The organism is Paracoccus haematequi, assembly GCF_900631945.1.
In the GTDB taxonomy this organism is placed as follows: domain Bacteria; phylum Pseudomonadota; class Alphaproteobacteria; order Rhodobacterales; family Rhodobacteraceae; genus Paracoccus; species Paracoccus haematequi_A.
On record NZ_UZWE01000036.1, the window covers coordinates 73,354 to 96,893 of the forward strand.

The 23,540-nt window shown below is 66.7% G+C and carries 21 protein-coding genes and 1 tRNA gene; 9 read left to right on the forward strand and 13 right to left on the reverse strand.

Annotated elements, in window-relative coordinates:
* Positions 1-145: 145 nt before the first annotated feature.
* A complete protein-coding gene (locus tag PARHAE_RS22140; protein ID WP_126155010.1) occupies positions 146-274 on the reverse strand; it encodes a helix-turn-helix domain-containing protein in 129 nt (42 codons plus the stop codon).
* Positions 275-427: 153 nt separating this feature from the next.
* Positions 428-517, reverse strand: a tRNA-Ser gene (locus PARHAE_RS12955).
* Positions 518-613: 96 nt separating this feature from the next.
* Between PARHAE_RS12955 and PARHAE_RS12960 the strand changes: the two genes are divergently transcribed.
* From PARHAE_RS12960 to PARHAE_RS12975, 4 genes are all read left to right on the forward strand, one after another.
* Entirely contained in the window at positions 614-1,462 is an 849-nt protein-coding gene (locus PARHAE_RS12960) for a hypothetical protein (protein WP_126155011.1), read from the forward strand.
* Positions 1,459-2,514 carry an NUDIX domain-containing protein gene (locus PARHAE_RS12965; RefSeq protein ID WP_277600678.1) on the forward strand — a complete coding sequence of 352 codons (1,056 nt, stop codon included), beginning with the start codon at positions 1,459-1,461 and terminating at the stop codon, positions 2,512-2,514. The genes PARHAE_RS12960 and PARHAE_RS12965 overlap by 4 nt, the downstream gene beginning before the upstream one ends.
* Before the next feature lie 88 nt (positions 2,515-2,602).
* Positions 2,603-3,634, forward strand: a complete 1,032-nt coding sequence (locus tag PARHAE_RS12970) for a cysteine synthase A (protein WP_126155012.1) — start codon at positions 2,603-2,605, stop codon at positions 3,632-3,634.
* Between the two features lie 3 nt (positions 3,635-3,637).
* Positions 3,638-6,043 carry a DUF3772 domain-containing protein gene (locus PARHAE_RS12975; RefSeq protein WP_126155013.1) on the forward strand — a complete coding sequence of 802 codons (2,406 nt, stop codon included), beginning with the start codon at positions 3,638-3,640 and terminating at the stop codon, positions 6,041-6,043.
* A 28-nt stretch (positions 6,044-6,071) separates the two neighbouring features.
* On the opposite strand, the gene PARHAE_RS12980 is transcribed toward PARHAE_RS12975, so the two are convergent.
* The 3 genes from PARHAE_RS12980 to PARHAE_RS12990 all read right to left on the reverse strand — a co-directional run bounded on the left by PARHAE_RS12980 (position 6,072) and on the right by PARHAE_RS12990 (position 10,499).
* A complete protein-coding gene (locus tag PARHAE_RS12980) occupies positions 6,072-7,139 on the reverse strand; it encodes an AI-2E family transporter (protein WP_241232806.1) in 1,068 nt (355 codons plus the stop codon).
* Positions 7,140-7,184: 45 nt separating this feature from the next.
* Positions 7,185-9,875, reverse strand: coding sequence for a DNA gyrase subunit A (gyrA, locus tag PARHAE_RS12985; protein WP_126155154.1), 2,691 nt, complete (start codon positions 9,873-9,875; stop codon positions 7,185-7,187).
* 159 nt (positions 9,876-10,034) lie between these two features.
* Positions 10,035-10,499, reverse strand: coding sequence for a disulfide bond formation protein B (locus tag PARHAE_RS12990; protein ID WP_126155014.1), 465 nt, complete (start codon positions 10,497-10,499; stop codon positions 10,035-10,037).
* A gap of 182 nt (positions 10,500-10,681) precedes the next feature.
* On the opposite strand from PARHAE_RS12990, the gene ypfJ reads away from it, so the two are divergent.
* The gene (ypfJ, locus tag PARHAE_RS12995; RefSeq protein WP_126155015.1) at positions 10,682-11,527 is read left to right on the forward strand and encodes a KPN_02809 family neutral zinc metallopeptidase; all 846 of its coding nucleotides are present in this window, start codon (positions 10,682-10,684) and stop codon (positions 11,525-11,527) included.
* A gap of 109 nt (positions 11,528-11,636) precedes the next feature.
* Here ypfJ and PARHAE_RS13000 read toward each other — a convergent pair whose 3' ends face one another.
* Positions 11,637-11,822 (reverse strand): hypothetical protein, encoded by a 186-nt coding sequence (locus PARHAE_RS13000; protein WP_126155016.1) that lies wholly within the window; start codon positions 11,820-11,822, stop codon positions 11,637-11,639.
* Between the two features lie 80 nt (positions 11,823-11,902).
* On the opposite strand from PARHAE_RS13000, the gene PARHAE_RS13005 reads away from it, so the two are divergent.
* Both PARHAE_RS13005 and PARHAE_RS13010 read left to right on the forward strand, forming a co-directional pair.
* Positions 11,903-12,373 (forward strand): type II toxin-antitoxin system RatA family toxin, encoded by a 471-nt coding sequence (locus tag PARHAE_RS13005; RefSeq protein WP_126155017.1) that lies wholly within the window; start codon positions 11,903-11,905, stop codon positions 12,371-12,373.
* 268 nt (positions 12,374-12,641) lie between these two features.
* Positions 12,642-13,091 carry a hypothetical protein gene (locus PARHAE_RS13010; RefSeq protein WP_126155018.1) on the forward strand — a complete coding sequence of 150 codons (450 nt, stop codon included), beginning with the start codon at positions 12,642-12,644 and terminating at the stop codon, positions 13,089-13,091.
* Here the strand turns inward: PARHAE_RS13010 and metK are convergent.
* The 7 genes from metK to PARHAE_RS13045 form a co-directional block, all read right to left on the reverse strand.
* Entirely contained in the window at positions 13,083-14,261 is a 1,179-nt protein-coding gene (gene metK, locus PARHAE_RS13015) for a methionine adenosyltransferase (RefSeq protein WP_126155019.1), read from the reverse strand. The two genes, PARHAE_RS13010 and metK, sit on opposite strands and share 9 nt — an antisense overlap.
* A gap of 3 nt (positions 14,262-14,264) precedes the next feature.
* Positions 14,265-15,656, reverse strand: coding sequence for an adenosylhomocysteinase (ahcY, locus tag PARHAE_RS13020; RefSeq protein WP_126155020.1), 1,392 nt, complete (start codon positions 15,654-15,656; stop codon positions 14,265-14,267).
* 327 nt (positions 15,657-15,983) lie between these two features.
* Positions 15,984-16,631 carry a TetR/AcrR family transcriptional regulator gene (locus tag PARHAE_RS13025; protein ID WP_164555243.1) on the reverse strand — a complete coding sequence of 216 codons (648 nt, stop codon included), beginning with the start codon at positions 16,629-16,631 and terminating at the stop codon, positions 15,984-15,986.
* Between the two features lie 298 nt (positions 16,632-16,929).
* The gene (typA, locus tag PARHAE_RS13030) at positions 16,930-18,750 is read right to left on the reverse strand and encodes a translational GTPase TypA (RefSeq protein WP_126155022.1); all 1,821 of its coding nucleotides are present in this window, start codon (positions 18,748-18,750) and stop codon (positions 16,930-16,932) included.
* 152 nt (positions 18,751-18,902) lie between these two features.
* Positions 18,903-20,048, reverse strand: a complete 1,146-nt coding sequence (locus PARHAE_RS13035) for a hypothetical protein (RefSeq protein WP_126155023.1) — start codon at positions 20,046-20,048, stop codon at positions 18,903-18,905.
* Positions 20,049-20,258: 210 nt separating this feature from the next.
* Complete coding sequence (locus tag PARHAE_RS13040; RefSeq protein ID WP_126155024.1) at positions 20,259-21,020, reverse strand: hydroxypyruvate isomerase family protein; 762 nt, start codon at positions 21,018-21,020, stop codon at positions 20,259-20,261.
* Positions 21,020-21,562 (reverse strand): DUF1285 domain-containing protein, encoded by a 543-nt coding sequence (locus PARHAE_RS13045; protein ID WP_126155025.1) that lies wholly within the window; start codon positions 21,560-21,562, stop codon positions 21,020-21,022. Before PARHAE_RS13045 ends, PARHAE_RS13040 begins: the two co-directional genes overlap by 1 nt.
* Before the next feature lie 64 nt (positions 21,563-21,626).
* Between PARHAE_RS13045 and PARHAE_RS13050 the strand changes: the two genes are divergently transcribed.
* Positions 21,627-22,634 carry an AAA family ATPase gene (locus tag PARHAE_RS13050; RefSeq protein WP_126155026.1) on the forward strand — a complete coding sequence of 336 codons (1,008 nt, stop codon included), beginning with the start codon at positions 21,627-21,629 and terminating at the stop codon, positions 22,632-22,634.
* A 7-nt stretch (positions 22,635-22,641) separates the two neighbouring features.
* Positions 22,642-23,538: a DUF58 domain-containing protein gene (locus tag PARHAE_RS13055; protein ID WP_241232807.1), complete on the forward strand. Its 897-nt coding sequence runs from the start codon at positions 22,642-22,644 to the stop codon at positions 23,536-23,538.
* The last annotated feature ends 2 nt before the right edge of the window (positions 23,539-23,540 follow it).

Sequence of the window (23,540 nt, forward strand, 5' to 3'; positions counted from 1 at the left end):
TGAGGGGTTACGCCACAGCCCAGAGGGGGCCTAGGTTATTTTTCGGGGGGACCCTAAGGGTTAACCTTGCGTCAACTAACGAATCAGAAAAAGGGACTCCAAGAAGGAATCCCCGTTCTATTATCTACAACAAAGTCAATTGAGATTAGGTAACGGTAACGCTTTCGTTAAGACAACGGTAGACACTTGCGCGACTGATCCCGATAGTCTGTGCAATGGTGTTGGGCTTCATTCCTTCTTTGTGTAGCTGCTTTACCTTGTCGGCTTGGTTCATGGCCGTTGGCTTCTTCTGAACACCCAGCTCTTGCCGGGGCCGCGAGGTTGCACCAGATACTGCACGTCTTCGGCCTTCCTGTGGTCCATCATGGACAACGTCGGCTTGGACATCAGAGGCAAAACCTTAGCGAAAACAATTGCTTAGGAATGGTGGCGGAGAGGGTGGGATTCGAACCCACGGAACCCTTGCAGGCTCAACGGTTTTCGAGACCGCCCCGTTCGACCACTCCGGCACCTCTCCGCGCTTGTGGGTGGTGAGGCGGGGATTTAGAGGGGTGGGGGTTGAAGCGCAAGGGGTTTTGTCGAAAAAAGCGCCGGTGGCGCGAAAGGATTTCGGATGCTTCGGTTCTTGTGTCTTTGCCTTCTGCTGGCCTTTGCCGGACCGGCCACGGCCCAGCCCTCTGCGGCCGTCGAACAGCAGCAGGTGGCCGAGGCGGTCTGGCATGTGATGCGGATGGACAGCCTGATGCCGATCCTGCGCGACGAGGCCGTGGCCCAGGGCGAGGAGATGGCGGCGGGCCTGTTCCCGCGCGGCGGCACCGGCCGCTGGCTGGATCGGGTCCGGGCCATTCACGACCCGGTGCGGACCAGGGAACTGTTCCTGGAGGGGATGGCGGCCGTGCTTCCCAGGACCGACCTGGCCAAGGTGGCGGAGGGGCTGGTCTTCTATCGCACCGTCTTCGGCCAGCGGATGCTGGCGCTGGAAAACGCCGCTCGGGTCAGGATGAGGGATCCGGCGGTCGAGGCTGCGGCCCGCGACGCTTTCGCCCAGGCGGTGCGGCGGCGCGATCCCAGGGCCGTGCGGATCGCGCGCCTGATCCGCGCCGCCGACCTGATCGAGCCGAACGTGGTGGGCGCGTTGAATGGCGCGGTCGCCTTTTCCAAGGGATTCCAGGCGGGCGGCGGGTTTCCGATGCCGCTGTCGGACAGCGAGATCGTCCGGGAGGCTTGGGCGAAGGAACCCCGGATGCGCGCGGATACCGAAGCCTGGATCGGCGCCTATCTGTTCCTGGCCTATGGCGTGCTGGGCGATGCCGAGCTTGACCGTTACATCGCCTATGCCGGGTCCGCCGGTGGGCTGGCGTTGTCGCGGCTGATGTTCGCTGGGTTCGATGCGGTGGTCTCGGCAACGTCCCATGACATGGGGCTGGCCGCGGTAGCCGAACTGCGCGGGCGGCAGTTGTGAGCGCCCCGGTCCTGCTGGTCGGCATCCTGGCAGAAGCCGCGATGCAGGAGGCATTGGGGCTGTCCGGGGTTCGGGATGACCTGGCCGGCGTCCTGGCGGGCGGGGCCCGGGCGGGGATCGACCGCGACGGCTGGCCCAGGCTGCTGCCGGGGCAGGGGACTGTCGCCGCCGTTCGGGTGACGCCGAACGCGGCGCTGATCCGCTATGCCGAGGTGATGGGGCTGGCGGTGCGGGACGGAATCCTGGGTCTGGGCGAGGGAGAGGCCGAAGGTCCGCCCCAGGTACCGCTGGCCGCCGCCATCGCCCGGCATATTCTGGCTGCCCCATCGGAGCGGTCGGTTGCGGACATCGTCGCGCGCCTGCCGATGATCGGAGTGGTGGCGGCGTCGGAACTGCGCGGCGCGGGCAGTCCCCCATCGGGTGCGCCGCTGGTCGACCTTCGCGCGCCCCAGGATGTGCAGGTCATCGCGCGGGACGAAGCCTTCGCAGGCTATTTCGCCGTCAATATCTGCCAGCTCCGCCATCGCACCCATGCGGGCGGCATGACTCCCGCCCTGCGGCGAGAGGTCTTCGTGTCCGGCGATGCGGTCGTCGTCCTGCCTTGGGATCCGGTCCGCGACCGGGTGCTGCTGATCCAACAGTTCCGTGTGGCGCCGCTGCTGCGCCACGATCCGCAGCCCTGGCTTCTGGAACCCGTCGCGGGGCGGGTCGACGCGGGCGAAACCGTCGAGGACGCGGCCCGACGCGAGGCGCGCGAAGAGGCCGACCTGACCCTGACGCGGCTGGTTCCGGTTATCCACCATTATCCCAGCCCCGGCGCGCTCGGCGAATACCTGTATCTGTTCGTCGGTATCGCCGACCTTCCCGACGGGATCGAGGGCGTGCACGGCCTGGAATCCGAGGCCGAGGATATTCGCGGCCACCTGATCCCTCGCGACGAGCTGACGCGGATGGCCCTGGGGGGACAGGTGGTGAACGGTCCGCTGGCGATGATCGCGCTGTGGCTGGAATTGCGGCAGGGGGCGATCCGCGCGGAACTGGGACTTGCCTGACGGGCTGACCGGAAGGCGGGGTTGTGCCCTGGCGCGCGTCCTGTGTAGGTAACGCGGAACCCTATCGCTTTCGGAAGGTTGCTCGACCATGCGAATTTGCCCTGATCTTGCCGACATGATCGGCAACACGCCCCTGATCCGACTGCGCCAGGCCAGCGAGGCGACGGGCTGCGAGATCCTGGGCAAGGCCGAATTCATGAATCCGGGCCAGTCGGTCAAGGACCGCGCGGCCCTGTACATCATCCGCGACGCGGTGGCGCGGGGCGAATTGCGTCCCGGCGGAACCATCGTTGAAGGCACGGCGGGCAATACCGGGATCGGGTTGGCGCTTGTCGGCGCCTCGATGGGGTTCAAGTCGGTCATCGTGATCCCCGAGACCCAGAGCCAGGAAAAGAAGGACATGCTGCGCCTTGCGGGCGCGACACTCGTCGAGGTTCCGGCCCAGCCCTACAAGAACCCCAACAACTATGTCCGCTATTCCGGCCGCCTGGCCGAGGCCTTGGCGCGCACCGAACCGAACGGCGCGATCTGGGCCAACCAGTTCGACAACACGGCCAACCGCCAGGCGCATCTGGAAACCACCGGGCCCGAGATCTGGGCCCAGACGAACGGCAAGGTGGACGGCTTCATCTGCGCGGTCGGGTCGGGCGGCACGCTGGCAGGCGTGGCGATGGCCTTGCAGCCCAAGGGCGTGAAGATGGGCCTGGCCGATCCCGAAGGGGCGGCGCTGCATTCGTTCTATACCAACGGCGAATTCGACGCGCCGGGCAGTTCGATCACCGAAGGCATCGGCCAGGGGCGCATCACCGCCAATCTGGAAGGCTTCACCCCCGATTACAGCTATCGCATCCCGGACGCCGAGGCGCTGCCGGTGGTTTTCGACCTGCTGGAACACGAGGGCCTGTGCCTGGGCGGATCCTCGGGGATCAACGTCGCGGGCGCGATCCGCATGGCGCGCGACATGGGACCGGGACACACCATTGTCACGATCCTGTGCGATTTCGGCAACCGCTATCAGACCAAGCTGTTCAACCCCGACTTCCTGCGCGCCAAGGGCCTGCCCGTGCCCGGCTGGATGACGCGCGAAGCCCCCGAAATTCCCGAAGTCTACGAAGGCTGATCCATGATCCGCGCTTTCCTGGCTGTCTTGCTGACGGTCCTGTCCCTGTGTCTGTCCCCCGCCTGGTCGCAGGAACCCGCCCTTCCTGATTACGACCGCTGGGACCGGGTGGCCACGCAGGCCGAACAGTTGGCGGCCAGCCCGGATACCGCGACGGCCCAGCTTGAAACCATCCGCGCCGATATCGTGGACTGGCGCGCGCGGTTCCAGGCGGCGCAGGGTGTCAATGGCGAAGCCATCACCCGGTTGGAATCCCAGATCGCGGCCCTTGGCCCGGCCCCCGCCGAAGGCGCGACCGAGGCCGAGGATGTCGCCGCGCGCCGCGCCGACCTGCAAAAGCAACTGTCCGAATTGCAGGCCCCGCGCCTGGCGGCGGTCGAGGCATTCAGCCGCGCCGACGCCCTGGTCCGCCAGATCGACAGCAGCCTGGGCCAGCGGGCGGCAACCCAGATGGTCCAGCAATCGACATCGCCCCTGATTCCGGGAAACTGGCTGATCGCGGCCTCGGAAACCACCCGGCTGGTCGGCGGCATTGCAGAAAATACCGCGCAGCGCATCGCCGAACGGGCCACCTGGTCCGAACTGAGGCCGCGCCTTCCCTATGTGCTGGGGTATCTGGTCACCGCCATCCTGCTTCTGACGTTGGGGCGGCAATGGGTCGAAACGCTGCCCCGCCGGATTTCGGCGCGGACATCGGCCTATTCCCGCGCTGCCGTGTCCTTCGCGGTGTCTCTGTTGCAGATCGCTCTGCCGATGGGCGGGATCTATCTGCTGATCAACGCGCTGACCGCCACTGGCATTTTCGGCCCCTGGACTCGCCCGTTTCTTGAGGCGCTTCCGGGCGCGGGGGTGATCCTGTTCGGATCGTCCTGGCTGGCGCGACAACTGTTCCCGAACCAGTCGATCAACTATGATACCCTCAACATGGGCGCCCATGATCGGCAGCGGGCGCGGTGGCTGGCCCACGCCATCGCCGTGGTCTTTGCGGTCCATTACGTCGCCTCGCGCGCGTTCCTGCCCCTGTCTGGCCTGATCGAGCGCAGCAGCAGCCTGCAACGCATCCCCCTGGATTTCGCCGAGGGCGCGGCGGTCGTCTATAACTTCGTGCTGATCGTGCTGGCGGCGGCGCTGCTGTTCAAGCTGGGCAATATCCTGCGCCGCCTGAAGCCCTGGGCCGACAAGGCCAGCAGCGCCTATCGCCATCGCGTCCTGGCCTTCGCGGGGATGCTGACGCGCCCGATCGCCATCGTGGCGGTGGGTGTGACGGCCGCGGGCTTTGTCAACCTGGGCAACGTGGCGGTCTGGCCCTGGGCGCAGACCTTGGCGCTGCTGGGACTTCTGGTGCTGCTGCAAGACTTCATCGCCGACGTGTTCGACATGCTGAAGCGCGGCCAGGAAGGCGCGCGCGACGGGCTGGCGCCGCTGCTGATCGGATTCGCGCTGATCCTGCTGTCTGTTCCGGTCTTCATGCTGATCTGGGGCGCGTCGATCAACGAATTGGCGGAATACTGGGTCCGCTTCCGCCAGGGCGTGACGCTGGGCGGGGTCAGGCTTTCGCCCGGCGCGGTGCTGATGTTCATCGTGGTCTTCGCCATCGGCTATTCGATCACGCGCGGCGTCCAGGGGGCGATGCGCAACTCGGTCCTGCCCAAGACCAAGCTGGACGCGGGCGGGCAGAACGCGGTTGTGTCAGGCATCGGCTATGTCGGGATCGTGCTGGCGGCGATGATGGCGATTTCCTCGGCGGGCATCAGCCTGTCGTCGCTTGCCATCGTCGCGGGCGCCCTGTCGGTCGGTATCGGTTTCGGCCTGCAGAACATCGTCTCGAACTTCGTGTCGGGCATCATCCTGCTGATTGAACGGCCCATCGGCGTCGGCGACTGGATCAGCGCAGGCGGCCAGCAGGGCATCGTCAAGCGCATCTCGGTCCGCTCCACCCAGGTCGAGACCTTCGACAAGCAGCAGGTGATCGTCCCGAACAGCGACCTGATCAGCCAACCGGTGACGAACTGGACCCGGCAGAGCAAGACCGGCCGGATCATCATCCCCATCGGTGTCAGCTATGGATCGGATACCCGCAAGGTCCACCGGATCCTCAAGGAAATCATCGAGGATCAACCGCTGGTCACCATCGACCCCGCGCCCAGCGTCCTGTTCCGGGGCATCACCGTGGATTCGCTGAACTTCGAGATCAGGGCGGTCATCTCGGACATCGGATCCGGCCTGGGCGTCACATCCGAGGTGTATCACCAGATCGTCGAACGCTTCCTGCGCGAAGGGATCGGGATGCCCTTCACCACCCGCGATGTCTGGAAAGAGGGCGACCTGCCGCAGTCCGACGATGAGCAGGAGACGCCGCCGACCCCCGCGCGCGCGGCGCAGCCCGACCTGCCCGACGACGGAAAGTGATCGGCGGAAAGTGATCGGCGGAACCTGATCAGCGGCTGGCCGTGTCCGTATCGGCCAGCCCTTCGCGCGACAGCAGGACCGCAACCGGGCGCAGCCAGGGGATGTGCCAGCAGACGATCATGACCGCCACCATGATCGGCACCGCCAGGAACGCCCCGGCGATTCCCCAGATCGCGCCCCAGAAGGCCAGCGACAGGATGATGCCGAAGCTGGACAGTTGCAGCGTCTGCCCGGTCAGCATGGGATCGACGATGTTTCCCAGGACGAAATGCACCAGCAGGCAGGCGATGCCGACGATGATGGTCATGGTCGGGTCGCCGGTCAGCACGAAGGCCAAGGCCACGGTGATCGCCCAGGCGATGACCGAACCGATATTGGGGATGAAGTTCAGCACGAAGGTCAGCCAGGCCACCGCCCCGGCCAGTTCCAGCCGCCCCAGGGCGAAGATCAGCCAGACCGCCATCCCCGTCAGGGCGCTGACGACGGTCTTGACCACCAGATAGCGGTTCACCCGCCGCATGATCGACGCCGTGATCTGCCGGATCCGCACCGCCTGCGCCGGATCGCCAGTCAGGCGTTCGACCTTGACGGGCAGCCAGGTCCGTTCGGCGAACATGAAGCCCACGAACAGGATCACCAGCAGGCTGCCCGACAGCAGCCCCGACGCCTGGCCCGCCAGGGACCGCAGCCAGCCTGTGATGTTGAATTCCGTCATCGCGGCCATCAGCCGGGTCTGCGCCTCGGGTCCGAAGCGTTCGATCAGCGACGACAGGGCGATCTGCACCGATTCGGTATAGGCGATGGCGCGGCCCACGACCTCGTTCACCTGGGTCATGATGGTGGTGGACAGCCAGATCAGGCCCAGGGTGATGCCGATCAGCGCCAGCGTCGTCGCCAGCCAGTTCGGCACCTTCAGCCGGGTGGAAATGCCGTGGATCGCGTCCGAGGTGAGCGAGAACAGGATGATCGCGATCGCCAGGCAGATCAGCACGAACCGCGCCTGGAACAGCAGGAACAGGATCAGTGAAAAGGCGATGATGCCCAGGAACCCGGTCTGGAGCCTTTGGCGCAGCACGTCTTCGCTGGATGGGGTCACGCTGTCCCTCGTGTGAAAAAGGCCCGGTTGTCGCCGGGCCTTGGGTCAGGTTTCGGGGGTTTCGTCGCCGTCGCCGTCGCCCTGTTCGGCGATCCGCGCGACCGAGACGACCTCTTCGCCTGGGGCGGTGCTGAAGACCCGCACGCCCCCCGCGCTGCGCGAGCGGAAGCTGATGCCGTCAACCGGCACCCGGATCGACTGCCCGGTCGAGGTCGCCAGCATGATCTGGTCGTCCATCTCGACCGGGAAGCTGGCGACCAGGGCGCCGCCGCGCATCGCCTTGTCCATCGCCATCACACCCTGGCCGCCGCGTCCGCGCACCGGATAATCGTGGCTGGAGCTGATCTTGCCCGCGCCGCCCGCAGTGATGGTCAGGATCAGATCCTCGGCCGCCGACATCTCGGCATAGCGTTCCTGGGTGATCGCGGCCTCGGCCACGGTTTCCTCGTCCTCGTCCGCCTCGGCGCCGTCGTCAAGCGCACCGGCCACCGCGCGGCGCATCTTCAGATAGGCGGCGCGTTCGGCCGGATCGGCCTCGAAATGGCGGATGACGGACATGCTGACCACCCGGTCGCCCTTGGCCAGCCGGATGCCCCGGACGCCGGTCGAATCGCGGCCCTTGAAGACCCGCACATCGGTCGTCGGGAAGCGGATCGCCCGGCCAAGCGCCGTGACCAGCATCACGTCGTCGCCCTCGGTCGCCATGCGGACGCCGACCAGTTCGACACCCTCGGGCAACTTCATGGCGATCTTGCCGTTGGTGCGCACGCTGGTGAAATCCGACAGCGCGTTGCGCCGCACATCGCCGTCCGAGGTCGCGAAGATTGCCTGATAGCTGTCCCATTCGCTTTCCGGCGCATCGACCGGCATCAGCGCGGCGATGGAGACGCCCGGCTCGATCGGCAGGATGTTGACGATGGCCTTGCCCTTGGCGGTCCGCCCGCCCAGCGGCAGGCGCCAGGTCTTGAGGCGATAGACCATGCCGTCGGTGGTGAAGAACAGCAGTTCGGTATGGGTATTGGCGACGAACAGGGTCGTCACCACGTCGTCTTCCTTGGTGGCCATCCCCGACAAGCCCTTGCCGCCGCGCCGCTGGGCGCGGAATTCGGCCAGGGCCGTGCGCTTGATATAGCCGCCCGAGGTGATGGTGACGACCATATCCTCTCGTTCGATCAGATCCTCGTCCAGCATGTCGCCGGACCATTCGGTGATCTCGGTCCGGCGGGGGACGGCGAACAACTCGCGCACCTCGCGCAGTTCGTCGCTGATGATCGCCATGATCCGGTCGCGCGAGGCCAAGATCGCCAGGTAATCGCGGATCGATTCCGCCAGGCTGGCCAGTTCGTCGGTGACTTCCTTCACGCCCAGTTGCGTCAGGCGTTGCAGGCGCAGATCCAGGATCGCGCGGGCCTGGGTCTCGGACAGGTTATAGGTGCCGTCCTCGTTTACCGGATGCAGCGGATCGTCGATCAGGCGCAGGTATTCCAGGATGTCGTGGGCGGGCCAGCGGCGTTCCATCAGCCGTTCGCGCGCCTCGGCGGCGTCGGCCGACGACCGGATCGTCGCCACCACCTCATCGACGTTGCTGACCGCGACGGCCAGACCGCACAGAACATGGCTGCGCTCGCGGGCCTTGCGCAGTTCGTAGGCCGTGCGCCGGGCCACCACTTCCTCGCGGAAGCTGATGAAGTAGGTCAGGAAATCGCGCAGCGTCAACTGCTCTGGCCGCCCGCCGTTCAGCGCCAGCATGTTGCAGCCGAAGCTGGTTTGCAGCGCGGTAAAGCGGAACAGCTGATTCAGCACCACGTCGGGCGTGGCGTCGCGCTTCAGTTCGACCACGACGCGGACGCCCTGCCGGTCGGATTCGTCCTGGACCGAGGCGATCCCCTCGACCCGCTTTTCCTTGGCAAGCTCGGCAATGCGTTCGATCAGGCTGGCCTTGTTCACCTGATAGGGAACCTCGTCCACGACGATGGCCCAGCGGTCCTTGCGCAATTCCTCGATATGGGTCTTGGCGCGGATGATGACGCTGCCGCGCCCTTCCAGATAAGCCTTGCGCGCGCCCGACCGGCCCAGGATCAGCGCGCCGGTCGGGAAGTCGGGGCCGGGGATGATTTCCAGGATGCGTTCGGTGGGCAGATCGGGATTGTCGATCAGTTCAAGCGTGGCGTCGATCACCTCGCCCAGGTTGTGGGGCGGGATATTGGTCGCCATGCCCACGGCGATGCCGCCCGCGCCGTTGACCAGCATGTTCGGGAAACGCGCGGGCAGAACGGTCGGTTCGCGGTCCTTGCCGTCATAGTTGTCCTGGAAATCGACCGTGTCCTTGTCGATGTCCATCAGCAGGAAGTTCGCGGGCTTGTCCATGCGCACCTCGGTGTATCGCATGGCGGCGGGGGGATCGCCGTCCATGGACCCGAAGTTGCCCTGGCCGTCCAGCAGCGGCAGCGACATGGAAAAATCCTGCGCCATGCGGACCAGCGCGTCATAGATCGCGGCGTCGCCATGGGGGTGATACTTACCCATCACGTCGCCCACCGGCCGCGCGGATTTGCGATAGGCCTTGTCGGGCGTATTGCCGGATTCGTCCATCGCATACAGGATGCGGCGATGCACCGGCTTCAACCCGTCGCGCAGGTCGGGAATCGCCCGGCTGACGATCACCGACATGGCGTAATCCAGATAGGACGTGCGCATTTCGGCGCTGATGTCGATCACCGGGCCGTCATGGGGCATCACCTGGCGGGTCTGGGTGCCATTGTCATCGCCCGCCTCGGGGGTTTCGGGCAGGTCGTCGTCAGGGGTGTCGGCCACGGAATTTCCTCAACATCTTGTTGGGTTATATATAGGCGACATGACCGCTGGGGGCAATGTTCCGGTCGGGATTCGGCGTCCTTATGCCCGTTTCGCCGCCACCCCCCAGACCACCGCCAGCACAGCGGAAAAGACCGCGTTCCAGGCAGCCATGGACAGGCCCAGAAACCGCCAGGCAACCTCGTCGCAGCGCACCACGGGGGCCGATTGCAGGCGGGTCATCAATTCCTCGGCGCTCATGGTGGCAAGATTGCCGATGGTGCCGGAACAATGCGTCGGGCCTTGCCACAGCGACAGCTCGACCCCGGTGTGATAGATGGCAAGGCCCATCGCGACCCCGGCGGCGACCATGCCCAGCACCGCAAGCCCGCGCACCCGGCCGGTCCACCAGATCAGCGCGGCGATGACGACCGCCGCCACATGCGGCCAGCGTTGCAGGATGCACAGCTCGCAGGGGGCATAGCCCGCCGCCTGGAAGCCAAGCGCGGCGATCAGCAGCGCCGCCGATCCGGCCCCGGCCAGCAGGGAAAGTCGTTGTCCGTCCATGACGCCCCTCGTGTTCTGATTTGGCTCGTGGATCCTCCGACGCGGCGTCCTCGTCAAGCGGCTTGCGGTTTTGTCGCGGCCCTGTGATCATCGGCCGCGATCCTGCCGCGGGAACCGGCGGCGGGGCCTTGGGTTTTGGTGATGACGGTCCAGGCTTCGGACCAGCGTGGGGGAACGCGGACATGCAGTGGCGTGGACGGCGCGGCAGCAGCAATATCGAGGATCGCCGCGGCATGGGCGCCGCCGGGGCAGGGGGTGTCGGCGTCGTGGGGATGCTGGCGATCCTAGCCGTCGGCTACTTCTTCGGCATCGACATCAGCCCCATCGTCCAGGAACTGGACCAGGGCCAGTCCCAACAGGGCCGCCCGCTGACCCAAGAAGACCAGGAATGGGGCGAATTCGTCTCGGTCACGCTGGCCGATACGGAAGAGGTGTGGGGCACCGTCCTGCCGGAACAGGCGGGGGTCGATTACGCCGACCCGACGCTGGTGCTTTTCAGTGGCGTGGTGCAATCGGCCTGCGGGGGCGCGTCCTCGGCGATGGGGCCGTTCTATTGCCCCGGCGACCGCAAGGTCTATCTGGATACCGACTTTTTCGACATGATGGCCAGCCGCATGGGGGCGGGCGGCGATTTCGCCTATGCCTATGTCATCGCCCATGAAATCGGACACCATGTCCAGAACCTGACCGGCACCTTGGGCGAGGTGAACCGCCTGCGCGGCCAGGTCAGCGAACGCGACGCCAACCAGATCTCGGTCCTGACCGAATTGCAGGCGGATTGCTATGCGGGCATCTGGGCGCGCCACGCCCAGCAACGCTTCGGCAGCCTTGAGGAAGGCGACCTGCAAGAGGCGATGGGCGCGGCCGAGGCGGTGGGCGACGACGTGATCCAGGCCAATGCCGGGCGCACCCCGGTTCCCGACAGCTTCACCCATGGCAGCGCCGCGCAGCGTCAGGAATGGCTGATGCGCGGCTTCAATTCCGGCGACATGGCCCAATGCGACACCTTCGGGGCCGCAGGGCTGTAGGCCGCGATAGAAAGGAGAAACCGATGCTGACGATCCTGACCGTCCTGACCCTGGGCCTTGCCGCCCTGGCGATGCCCGTCCGGCAACCCGCGAAGGCCCGCGCCCGCCGCTAATGCGGGATGCGGGGCAGGCGGCCGTTTTCCAGCCGCGCCCAATCGGGCCACAGGCCCAGCCATTCCAGGGCGGCGATGCCAAGCGCGCCCGCCATGACCAGCAGCACCAGCCGGACCATCCGGGCGCTTGGCGGGCGGCGCGCCCATTTCGAGGCCCGCAGCAGCCAGATCAGGTTGTTCATGGTGGCAGCCTCCTGCTAGACCCTTGGGGACTCGACCAGAGGCCGGGTCGCCTGACAAGACCGAACCCTGCGAGAGACCATTGCCCCACCACCAGGATTCCCGCGACCTTCCCTATAGCGCCCGGCAGATGTTCGACCTGGTGGCCGATATCGAAAGCTATCCGCAGTTCCTGCCCTGGAACAGCGCCGCCCGCATCCGGTCGCGCCAGACCCGCCCCGACGGGGCCGAGGAGATCGCCGCCGATCTGGTCATCAGCTTCAAGGTGTTCCGCGAACGCTTCGGCAGCGGCGTGGTCCTGTGGCCGGCCGAACCGGCAACCGGCGCGCTGAAGATCGACACGGAATACCTCGACGGACCGTTCAAATACATGCGCAGCGGCTGGATCTTCACCGACCGGCCGGGGGGCGGCTGTCACGTCGAATTCTTCGTGGATTTCGAATTCAAGAACCTGATCCTGCAAAAGCTGATCGGCGTGGTGTTCCACGAGGCCATGTCGCGCATCGTCCGGGCCTTCGAGGATCGCGCCAGGGTGCTTTACGGCACGCAGTGATTCCCCGCTTTCCATGCTATGATTCGGCGCGCCCTGCACGGCGCAACGGTTTCATGAATGGCAAGGAGGTGGTGGAATGTTGAAGACATTGCTTGTGATCGGCCTGATGGCGGCGGCTCCGCATCTGACCGAGGCGCGGACCGTGACGGTCTAGGGGATCGTCACCCTGTCCAGCGGACTGGTCGAGGATCCTGAGGGGGGCGTCATCGCCGATTACCCGGCGGCGGGCAGTATCGGCAGCCTGACCTATACCATCGGGGAAAACGACTTGGGCGCGCTGTTCGCGCCAAGGCCTGTGACCGCGACCGCGACGGTCGGGTCGTTCCAGGCCGGGATGATTCCAACCGCGCCGAACGGGGAAACCGAACTGGAAAGCGTCTTTTCCACCACCGGCGTGACCGGCTTCAGCACCAGAAGCATCGGCCAGGGCATCAGCGGAGAGACCTTCGCCGGCGGGCTGCGCTTTACCTACAGCCCCGCGCTTGCCTCGGCCCCCGCGACCTGGGGCGATCTGTTCGCCGCCATCGACAGCGGCGACGCGCGGGCGAGCCTCAGCTGGAACGGGACGTTGCAGGGCCGGTTCATCCAGTTCGCCATCACCCAGACCGAGCCCGCCCCGGTGCCCTTGCCCGGCACCGCGCCGCTGATGGCGGCGGGGCTTGCCGGACTGGCGATACTGCGGCGGTCCCGGCGCGGCGTGGGCCGCCGTTCAGCCTAGCGCGGCCTTCAACGCCTCGGCCCGGTCGGTCTTTTCCCAACTGAAGGCGGTTCCCCGGTTCAGCTGATAGGGTTGCCGCCCGAAATGCCCATAGCTCGCCGTCGGGCGATAAATCGGATGCAGCAGGTCCAGGTCGCGGATGATCGCGAAGGGGCGCAGGTCGAAGACCTCTCGCACCGCCGCGACGATCTTGTCATGCGGCACGGTCTCGGTTCCGAAGGTGTTGAGGCTGATCGAGGTCGGCTGCGCCTCGCCGATGGCATAGCTGACCTGGATCTCGCAGCGGCTGGCAAGCCCGGCCGCGACGATGTTCTTGGCGACCCAGCGGCCCGCATAGGCCGCCGACCGGTCCACCTTGGAGGGATCCTTGCCGGAAAAGGCGCCGCCGCCGTGGCGCGCCATGCCGCCATAGCTGTCGACGATGATCTTGCGCCCGGTCAGGCCGCAATCGCCCACCGGCCCGCCGATCACGAACTTGCCGGTCGGGTTGATGAAGTACTTGGTGCTGTCCGACAGCCATTCGGCGGGCAGGACCGGCTTGATGATCTCCTCGATCACCGCCTCGCGCAGGTCCGACAGGGAGATTTCCGGGTTGTGCTGCGTGGACAGCACCACCGCGTCGATGCCCTCGGGGCGGCCATCGGCGCCATAGCGCAGCGTCACCTGGGACTTGGCGTCGGGGCGCAGCCATTTCAGCGTGCCGTCGCGGCGCACCTTGGCCTGCCGTTCCACCAGCCGATGCGCATAGGTGATCGGCGCAGGCATCAGCACGTCGGTTTCATCGCTGGCATAGCCGAACATCAGCCCCTGGTCGCCCGCGCCCTGGTCCTCCAGGTTGTCGCGGTCGACGCCCTGGTTGATCTCGGGCGACTGCTTGCCGATGATGTTGATGACCGAGCAGGTGGACCCGTCGAAGCCGACATCCGACGAGGTATAGCCGATATCGTTGATGACGCCGCGGACGATGCTTTCCAGATCGACCCAGGCATTGGTCGAGATCTCGCCCGAGATGATGGCGACCCCGGTCTTGACCATGGTTTCGCAGGCGACGCGGGCGCGCGGATCCTCGGCCAGGATGGCGTCCAGGATCGCGTCGCTGATCTGGTCGGCGATCTTGTCGGGATGGCCCTCGGATACGGATTCCGAGGTGAACAGCGAGTATTCGGTCATGGATCAATACCGGTAATGATCTGATTTGAAGGGGCCTTCGGGCGTCACGCCGATATAATCGGCCTGTTCGCGCGACAGTTGTGTCAGCTTCGCCCCGACCTTGTCCAGATGCAGGCGTGCGACCTTTTCGTCAAGCGCCTTGGGCAGGATATAGACGCCGGGCGCGTAATCCTCGCCCTTGGTCCACAGCTCGATCTGGGCCAGCACCTGGTTGGTGAAGCTGGCCGACATGACGAAGGACGGATGGCCGGTGGCATTGCCCAGGTTCAGCAGCCGACCCTGTGACAGCAGGATGATGCGGTTGCCCGAGGGCATCTCGATCATGTCCACCTGGTCCTTGATGTTGGTCCACTTGTGGTTGCGCAGGGCGGCGACCTGAATCTCGTTGTCGAAATGGCCGATATTGCCGACGATCGCCATGTCCTTCATGGCGCGCATATGTTCGATACGGATCACGTCGCGGTTGCCGGTGGTGGTCACGAAGATGTCGGCGGTCGCGGCCACATCCTCAAGCAGCACCACCTCGAACCCGTCCATTGCGGCTTGCAGGGCGCAGATCGGATCGACCTCGGTCACCTTCACCCGCGCGCCCGCGCCCGCCAGGGACGCGGCCGACCCCTTGCCCACGTCGCCATAGCCGCAGACCACCGCGACCTTGCCCGCCATCATCACGTCGGTGGCGCGGCGGATGCCGTCCACCAGCGACTCCTTGCAGCCGTATTTGTTGTCGAATTTCGATTTCGTCACGCTGTCGTTGACGTTGATCGCGGGGAAGGGCAGCAGGCCCTTCTTATGCAGATCGTACAGGCGATGAACGCCGGTGGTGGTTTCCTCGGACACGCCCTTGATCGCGTCGCGCTGCCGGGCAAACCAGCCGGGCGTCTCGGCGATGCGGCGGCGGATCTGGGCGAACAGGGCCTCTTCCTCCTCGCTGGTGGGCACGTCGATCAGGCCGGTTTCCCCGGCCTCGACCCGCGCGCCCAGCAGGACATACATGGTCGCGTCCCCGCCATCGTCCAGGATCATGTTGCAGGTGCCTTCCGGGAACTGGAAAATCCGGTCGGTATAGGCCCAGTATTCGGTCAGCGTCTCGCCCTTGACGGCGAAGACCGGCACGCCGGATGCGGCGATGGCGGCGGCGGCGTGGTCCTGGGTGGAATAGATGTTGCAGGACGCCCAGCGAACCTCGGCCCCCAACGCCACCAGCGTCTCGATCAGAACGGCCGTCTGGACGGTCATGTGCAGGCTGCCCGCGATGCGGGCGCCAGCCAGCGGTTTCGACGCGCCGTATTCCGCGCGCAGGGCCATCAGGCCGGGCATTTCCGTTTCGGCGATGTCCAGCTCCTTGCGGCCGAAATCGGCCAAGGCAATGTCGCGGATGATGTAATCGGTCACGGCGGTTCGTCTTTCGTCTGTTCCGGTGGTCCGCGACCGGATAGCCCAAGCCCGCCGGAATCGAAAGGGAAAAGGCTGACGCCCGGCGTTGCGGCTGCGTCATTGCGGCTGCGGCGGAACCCCAGATCCGCCGCAGCCCCCAGGGACGGCAGTGCGCTGCGCGTCCCCGGTCGGGTGACAAGCCTTGCGGCGAAGGGTCGGGATGCGTCCCGTCCCCGGCGGCAGGGTGCCAGACCAATCTGAAAATTCGATTAATGCCGGTCGGCGGTCACGAAGCCCGTCGCAGGTTGAAATGGCATCCGTGAAATGCAGGCGGCTGACCGGGCCTCAGCGCCGGTGCCGCGACCGCGGGGCCGAGCCGCGGGCGATCCGCTTGACGAAATCCTGAAGCGCCTGTTCCGCCGCTTCCTGCGGTGTGCGGGCCGGGAACCAGGAATCGGTCCGGCCGTCGACCACCATCTGCGCCAGCCCATAGGCGAAGATGCGCGACGACAGGACCAGCATGGGAATATCCTCGCCGTCGCGAAGGCGGCCGGTATCGCGGGCGCGTTCCAGCATCCGCGTCATCAGGTCGACGATGGAATCCAGGTAACGGCGCAGTTCCGGCACCTGCGCGGCATTCAGCCTGGGATGTCCGAAGATCATCCGAAACTGGACGCGGTGTTCGGCGGCCCAGCGGATATAGGCTTGGCCAAGCGCCAGGAACTGCCCCACCGCGTCGTCAGGGTCGATCTTGACGACCGCCCTGGTGCAGGAATCCATCAGCCGCATCAGGGCCTGTTCGGCCACGGCGAACAACAGGCTTTCATCGTCGGGAAAGATCTTGCGCAGCTTGGCCGGATCGGCGCCGATCCTGATGGCCACCTGGTCCAGGCCGGGACCGCGCCTGCCAAGGTCGGCCATCAGTTCCAGGGCAGCGACGACGGCCTGACCGTGCAGGCCCAGCCCCTTCATGATGTCGTCGTGCTTGCTCATGGTCGAATCCCGTTCGGCAAGGGTCATGTCAGGACGAACGGGCGAGCTTGACGCGCACCATTCCCCCTCAAGAAGAACCGATCCGATGCTTTATAGTTTCCTGCCGAAGACCGGCATGATGTCGAAAATGCGCGGACGGCCCAGGACAATGCCGCCGGGTGGCTGGACGAACCCTTGTGACCGCATACCACGAACATACGCCGACGATCCCGACATCAAGGCCATGACCAAGATTATCACGAGGCCGCGCAGCCGCGAACCTCGCTAAAACGACAGCTTGACGCAGGGGAAAGTTGCGTTACGCGTCCGCCCGCGCCTGGCGCTTGCGTTCGTGCGGATCCAGATAACGCTTGCGCAGGCGGATGTTCTTGGGCGTCACCTCGACCAGTTCGTCGTCGTTGATATAGGCTATGGCCTCTTCCAGCGACATGCGCACGGGCGGCGTCAGGCGGACGGCTTCGTCGGTGCCGGACGCGCGGACGTTGGTCAGCTTCTTGCCCTTCAGCGGGTTCACTTCCAGGTCGTTGTCGCGGGAATGTTCGCCGATGATCATGCCGGTATACAGCTGCTCCTGCGCGCCGATGAACATCTTGCCGCGCTCTTCCAGGTTCCACAGCGCATAGGCGACCGAGACGCCGTTCTCCATGCTGATCAGCACGCCCTGGCGGCGGCCCTGGATCGCGCCCTTGTAGGGGGTCCAGCCGTGGAAGATGCGGTTCAGCACGCCGTTGCCGCGCGTGTCGGTCATGAATTCGCCATGATATCCGATCAGCCCGCGCGACGGCACATGCGCGACGATCCGCGTCTTGCCGTGGCCCGCCGGGCGCATGTCGACCATCTCGCCCTTGCGGTCGCCGGTCAGCTTTTCGATCACCACGCCGGTATAGTCGTCGTCCACGTCGATGATGACCTCCTCGACGGGTTCAAGCCGCTGGCCGTTTTCCTCGCGGAAGATCACGCGGGGACGGCTGATCGACAGTTCGAACCCCTCGCGGCGCATGTTCTCGATCAGAACGCCCATCTGCAATTCGCCCCGGCCCGAGACGATGAAGGCGTCGCCGCCCGGCGTGTCCTCGACCTTGATGGCGACGTTCACCTCGGCCTCGCGCATCAGGCGCTCGCGGATGACGCGGGACTGGACCTTCTTGCCGTCCTGCCCCGCCAGGGGCGAGTCGTTGATGCCGAAGGTCACGCTGATGGTGGGCGGGTCGATCGGCTGGGCGGGCAGGGCGGTGTCCACCTCCAGCGCGGCAAGCGTGTCGGCCACGGTGGCCTTGGACATGCCGGCCAGGGTCACGATGTCGCCCGCCTGTGCCTCGTCGATGGGGGTCTGGGTCAGGCCGCGAAAGGCCAGCACCTTGCTGATGCGGAACTGCTCGATCCGTTCGCCGTCGCGGGACAGGGCCTTGACGGTGTCGCCCGCCTTGGCGCGGCCCGCCTCGACCCGGCCGGTCAGAAGGCGGCCCAGGAAGGGGTCGGCCGACAGCGTGGTCGCCAGCATCTGGAAGGGCTCGTCTACGCGGGCGATCTGCTTGGGCGGCTGGACGTGGCTCAGGATCAGGTCGAACAGCGCCGACATGTCCTTGCGCGGACCGTCCAGCGTCTCGTCCGCCCAGCCGCCGATGCCCGAGGCATAGACATGCGGGAAATCCAGCTGCTCGTCATTGGCACCCAGGTTCGCGAACAGGTCGAACACGTCGTTCAGGGCATTGTCCGGCTCGGCTGCGGGCTTGTCGACCTTGTTCAGCACCACGATGGGGCGCAGGCCCAGGGCAAGCGCCTTCGAGGTCACGAACTTGGTCTGCGGCATCGGCCCTTCGGCGGCATCGACCAGCAGGCAGACGCCATCGACCATGGACAGGATCCGTTCGACCTCTCCGCCAAAATCGGCGTGGCCGGGCGTGTCCACGATGTTGATGCGGGTGCCCTTCCATTCGACGCTGGTCGCCTTGGCCAGGATGGTGATGCCGCGTTCCCGCTCGATGTCGTTGCTGTCCATCGCCCGTTCGGCGACGGCCTGGTTTTCCCGGAACGACCCGGACTGGCGCAACAGCTGGTCGACCAGCGTCGTCTTGCCGTGGTCAACGTGAGCGATGATGGCGATGTTGCGGATATCCATGAGCGACCTTTGTGATTTGCGGTCGCCCTAAACAATCAGGGGCCGAAACACCAGACGAAATCTGGCCGCGTGGCGCTGCCGGAACGCCACGAAAAAACCCCGCCACGGCGGCGTGGCGGGGTTCGATGGCGTCTGGCGACCGGGGTCGGACCTCAGCGGAGGCCGCGATGCAGCCCCGCCCAGATGCGGCCTTCGTCACGGTCGCGGCCGCCGCGAATGGCTGCCAGGAAGGCCGCCGCGCCTGCGATCAAGGTCGATGCGGCCAGCAGGAAGGCCGACCATACGGCGGCGCTGCGCGCAGCCTCGGCCGCGTCGATGGCGGCCTTGCGGGCTTCCTCAAGCCGCTGCGCGGCCTCGTCCTGCAGGCGCTGCGCCTCGGCCTGGGCGGCGTCCAAGGCTTCCTGCGCCTGGGCCTGAACCTCTTGCAGCCGCTGTTCGGCATCGGCGCGCAGGGTCTGCACCTCGGTCACGGCCTGATCCACGCGGGCCTCGACCTCGGGCTGGGTCAACTGGGTCCTGGCGACGACGGCGCGGATCAGGTAGTCGCGGTCGTCCTGGGGGAATTCGCCGGTGCGCAAGACGGTGCCGACGATGCCCGCGATCTCGCTGCGGATCGCCTCGTCCGAATAGGCGTTGGGCGCGGTTTCTTCGGGGCGCAGCAGGCGGTTGGTGATATAGTCCAGGGGATTCTGCTGAAGCCCCTCGGGCAGCATATCTTGCAGCGTGTCGTTGTTCGCGGCCTGGCTCGCGCCCTGCAAGGCGCCGCCCGCCGCCTGGCCCGCACCGCTGACGACGCCGCCGGCGACCTGACCAACGCCGCCCACGACTCCGCCCGCCAACTGCCCTGCGCCTTGCAGCGCGCCGCCGACGGCCGACCCGCCCGCCTCGACCACGGTGCCGGCGGCCGAACCAACGGCGCGGACGCCGCTGGAAACGACCCCGAAGGCCAGGACGGCGCCGACCAGGGTGCCGACGGCCCAGACAGTCAGCCCGTGAACGCCGTCTCGGGCGCGGGTCTCATCTGCCGCGATGCCCGAAACCGGGGTGCGCATCCGTCCGGCGACATAGCCGCCCAGGGCATAGGCCGCCACGGTGCTGAGAAAGGCGAACAGGCCCACCAGGATGCTGGCAAAGGTGCCCAGCCCCTCACCGGGTTCGGCCGAGACCGATCCCAGGCCGATGGCGGCGGTGAATCCGGTGAAGACGACCAGGGCGCCAGCCGCGATGGCCGCGCCCGACAGGATCGCGGGCCAGTCCATGATGCTGCGCTGCGGGGTTGCGTCGGGAATCATGCTCATGTCGTTCAGCCTTTCATCGGGGGCGCGCCTTAGCGAAGGCCCAGGAAGGACAGGATGAACAGGACGACGACCACCAGGCCGACGATATAGATGATGGAATTCATGGGTTGTCTCCGCTGTTGACCAGGCGCGCCAGGGAACGGTTTTTCCGAACGGCGTCATGGCGATAACGCGGCCCAGGAACCCCGGTTCCCTTCCGGGGCGATCCTGTCAGGCAGGCGGGCGCGGCAGCCAGCCCAGCCCCTTGGTCGTCAGCCCGGCGGGATTGTATTCCGCGCTGACCCAGCCCTTGTAGGCGGACTGGTCGAGCGCGGCGAAGAACGCCGGATAGTCGATCATCCCGCCCGTGGGTTCGTGGCGACCCGGAACGCCCGCGATCTGGACATGGCGGGCGATGCCCGCGTGTTTGCGCCAGACGGCCATCGCGTCCCCGGTGATCATCTGCGCGTGATAGGCGTCGAATTGCAGTCCCAGGTTCGGCGCGTCGACCTGTTCGATCAGGTCGGCGGCCAGATCGAAATCGCCCAGGAAATAGCCAGGCTGGTCCACGGGGTTCAGCGGCTCGATCGTCAGGCTGACATGGGGCGCGCGCCCGGTCGCCCAGGACAGGTTTCGCAGGAAGGTGTCGCGCGCCTCCTCGCCCTGGGCATAGCCCGCCATGATGTGGATATGGCGCGCCCGCAACGCCTCGGCAAAGCGCAGGGCGCGGTCGAAGTCGCTGCGGAAACGGTCCTCCAGCCCCGGTTCGGCGGCGAAGCCGCGCGGGCCGCCCGCCCAGTTGGGCGGGGGCGTGTTCATCAGCACGAAGTCCAGCCCGGCGGCGATGGCCGCGCGGGACAGATCGCGGGGCGGAATGTCATAGGGAAACAGGATCTCGACCCCTTCGAAGCCGGCATCGGCGGCGGCGGCGAATCGGTCCAGCATCGGCAGTTCGGTGAACAGCATCGTCAGATTGGCGGCAAAGCGGGGCATCAAGGCTCCAACGAAAAGAAGGCCCCGCCCGAGCGGATGCCGCTGCGGCCCGCATCCTCGGTCGCGGCGGCGGCAAGGCGGTAGAAGGTCTTGCGGTCGATCAGCGCATCCAGCCCGGCGCGGACATGGACATAGGGGCGCGGCGCGTCGGCCGTGCCGCGTAGGGCGATGGGGTGGTCCGGTCCCGCCGTCACCCGGTCGCCGACATTGGTGACGAAGGTCACGGCGTCGGGAAGGATGTCGGCGTCCACCGCGACGAAGGGCGCGTCCACCACGCGGATGCCGACCTTTTCCACGGGCGTGACCAGGAAGAAGCGGTCCCCCTCGCGCTTCAGGATCGTGGAAAACAGCCGCACCATCGCCGGGCGGCCGATGGGCGTGCCCTGATAGAACCAGGTGCCGTCCGCCCGGATCTCCATGTCCAGGTCGCCGCAGAAGGGCGGATCCCACAGATGCACCGGCGGCAGCCCGCCCCCGGACGCCTTGCTGGCGGCTGCGGCGATGCCCTCGGCGCTCACAGCTTTGTCACCGCGATCTGCCATTCGCTATAGTCGCCTTTCCGATATCCTCTTATGGTCCGATGTAGAGCAGTCGGGGAACATTGTCATGGCGTCGGATGAGATTCTGGTGACGAAGGTCGAACAGCTTGGGCAGACCCTTGCCGATGCCCGCGCCAGTATCGAGCGGCGCTTCGTGGGCCAGCACCAGGTGGTCGAACAGGTGCTGGCGGCGATCCTGGCGGGCGGCCATGCGCTGCTGGTGGGCCAGCCGGGCCTGGGCAAGACGATGCTGGTCGACACGCTGTCCACGGTCCTGGGCCTGGACAGCCAGCGGATCCAGTTCACCCCCGATCTGATGCCCGCCGATATCCTGGGATCCGAGGTTCTGGACGTTCTGCCCGACGGCAGCCGTGCCTTCCGCTTTATCGAAGGCCCGGTCTTCACCCAGCTTCTGATGGCGGACGAGATCAACCGGGCGTCGCCCCGCACCCAGTCCGCGCTGCTGCAAGCCATGCAGGAACGCGAAGTGACGATCAGCGGCCAGCACCGCCCGCTGGGCCGTCCGTTCCACGTCCTCGCCACCCAGAACCCCATCGAGCAGGAAGGCACCTATCCGTTGCCCGAGGCGCAGCTGGACCGTTTCCTGTTGCAGATCGACGTGGATTATCCCGACCGCGACACCGAGCGCGCGATTCTGCTGGCCACGACAGGGGTCGAGGACGCGCGCGCTCATGCCGCCTTCGATGCCGAGGGGCTGATCGCTGCGCAGCGTCTGATCCGGCAGATGCCGGTGGGCGAGGCGGTGGTGGAATCGATCCTGGATCTGGTCCGTGCCTGCCGCCCCGGCGGGCCGGAATCGGCGGCGTTCCTGGGTGACGCGCTGATCTGGGGGCCGGGGCCGCGCGCGGCGCAGGCGCTGATGCTGGTCACCCGCGCCCGCGCGGTGCTGAACGGCCGCTTCGCGCCCACGCTGGAGGATGTCGAGGCGATGGCCGCCCCCGTCCTGCGCCACCGCATGGCGCTGTCCTTCGCCGCCCGCGCGCGGGGCGAGACGGTCGATGGCGTGATCGCCCGCCTGCTGGGCGACCGTTTCGGCGCGCGCCAGGCGGCATGAGGGCGTCTTGAACCGATCCGCCACCGATCTGGACGCCCATCGACGCGCCGCCGGCCTGCGGTCGGGGGCGCAGGCGGCCAGTGGCCATCTGCCGGCGCTGATCCTGTCGGCGGAACGGCTGGCGGCGATGATCGCGCCGGGCGCCCACGGCCTGCGCCGCAGCGGACCGGGCGAGGATTTCTGGCAATACCGCCCCGCCAGCCAGGGCGACAGCGCCCGTGCCATCGACTGGCGCCGTTCGGCCCGGTCCGACGCGCAATTCGTCCGCGACCGCGAAGCACAGACCGCGCAGGCGGCGGGGCTGTGGATCTCGGCCGGGCAGGGGATGGGATATTCGGGCGGGCCGGACCGCCCCGCCAAGGCCGACCGCGCGCGTCTGCTGGCGCTGGCGCTGGCGATGGTGCTGCTGCGCGGAGGCGAAAAGGTGGGCCTGCTGGGCCAGCCCGCCCGCGCGGGCCGGGTGCAGGCCGACCGGCTGGCCGAACAGATCGCCCTGGCCCCGCTGAAGGACGGCGACAATGATGCGCCGACCCCCGACATGCTGCGCCCCAACCAGCGGCTGGTGATCCTGTCGGATTTCCTGGACGATCCCGCCTGGGTGGACGCGCTGCTGTCCCGTGCGACCGGCATCGGCGTGACGGGCGTGCTGATGCAGGTGCTGGACCCGGACGAGGAAGGCTTTCCCTGGACCGGCGCGGTCCTGTTCCGCTCGCTGTCGGGCGCCACGCATCACGACAGCCGCGACGCGGCCGGGCTGCGGGACGCCTATCTGGCGCGGCTGGCCGAACGTCGAGACCGGCTGCGCCAGCGGGCCTTGGATGCGGGCTGGCATTTCGGCCACCATACCACGGACCAATCGCCCGCCGTGGCGTTAAGCTGGTTTTATCAGGTGCTTGCGGGCTGATG

Coding starts and splice junctions, on each gene's coding strand:
- PARHAE_RS12990 (WP_126155014.1), bottom strand. CDS start 10,499: ATGGACGGACAACGACTTTCCCTGCTGGCCGGGGCCGGATCGGCGGCG.
- PARHAE_RS13045 (WP_126155025.1), bottom strand. CDS start 21,562: ATGGCAGATCGCGGTGACAAAGCTGTGAGCGCCGAGGGCATCGCCGCA.
- metK (WP_126155019.1), bottom strand. CDS start 14,261: ATGACCGAATACTCGCTGTTCACCTCGGAATCCGTATCCGAGGGCCAT.
- PARHAE_RS13040 (WP_126155024.1), bottom strand. CDS start 21,020: ATGCCCCGCTTTGCCGCCAATCTGACGATGCTGTTCACCGAACTGCCG.
- PARHAE_RS13050 (WP_126155026.1), top strand. CDS start 21,627: ATGGCGTCGGATGAGATTCTGGTGACGAAGGTCGAACAGCTTGGGCAG.
- ypfJ (WP_126155015.1), top strand. CDS start 10,682: ATGCAGTGGCGTGGACGGCGCGGCAGCAGCAATATCGAGGATCGCCGC.
- PARHAE_RS22140 (WP_126155010.1), bottom strand. CDS start 274: ATGAACCAAGCCGACAAGGTAAAGCAGCTACACAAAGAAGGAATGAAG.
- PARHAE_RS13035 (WP_126155023.1), bottom strand. CDS start 20,048: ATGAGCATGATTCCCGACGCAACCCCGCAGCGCAGCATCATGGACTGG.
- PARHAE_RS12975 (WP_126155013.1), top strand. CDS start 3,638: ATGATCCGCGCTTTCCTGGCTGTCTTGCTGACGGTCCTGTCCCTGTGT.
- PARHAE_RS13000 (WP_126155016.1), bottom strand. CDS start 11,822: ATGAACAACCTGATCTGGCTGCTGCGGGCCTCGAAATGGGCGCGCCGC.
- gyrA (WP_126155154.1), bottom strand. CDS start 9,875: ATGCCCCATGACGGCCCGGTGATCGACATCAGCGCCGAAATGCGCACG.
- PARHAE_RS12970 (WP_126155012.1), top strand. CDS start 2,603: ATGCGAATTTGCCCTGATCTTGCCGACATGATCGGCAACACGCCCCTG.
- PARHAE_RS12960 (WP_126155011.1), top strand. CDS start 614: ATGCTTCGGTTCTTGTGTCTTTGCCTTCTGCTGGCCTTTGCCGGACCG.
- PARHAE_RS13025 (WP_164555243.1), bottom strand. CDS start 16,631: ATGAGCAAGCACGACGACATCATGAAGGGGCTGGGCCTGCACGGTCAG.
- typA (WP_126155022.1), bottom strand. CDS start 18,750: ATGGATATCCGCAACATCGCCATCATCGCTCACGTTGACCACGGCAAG.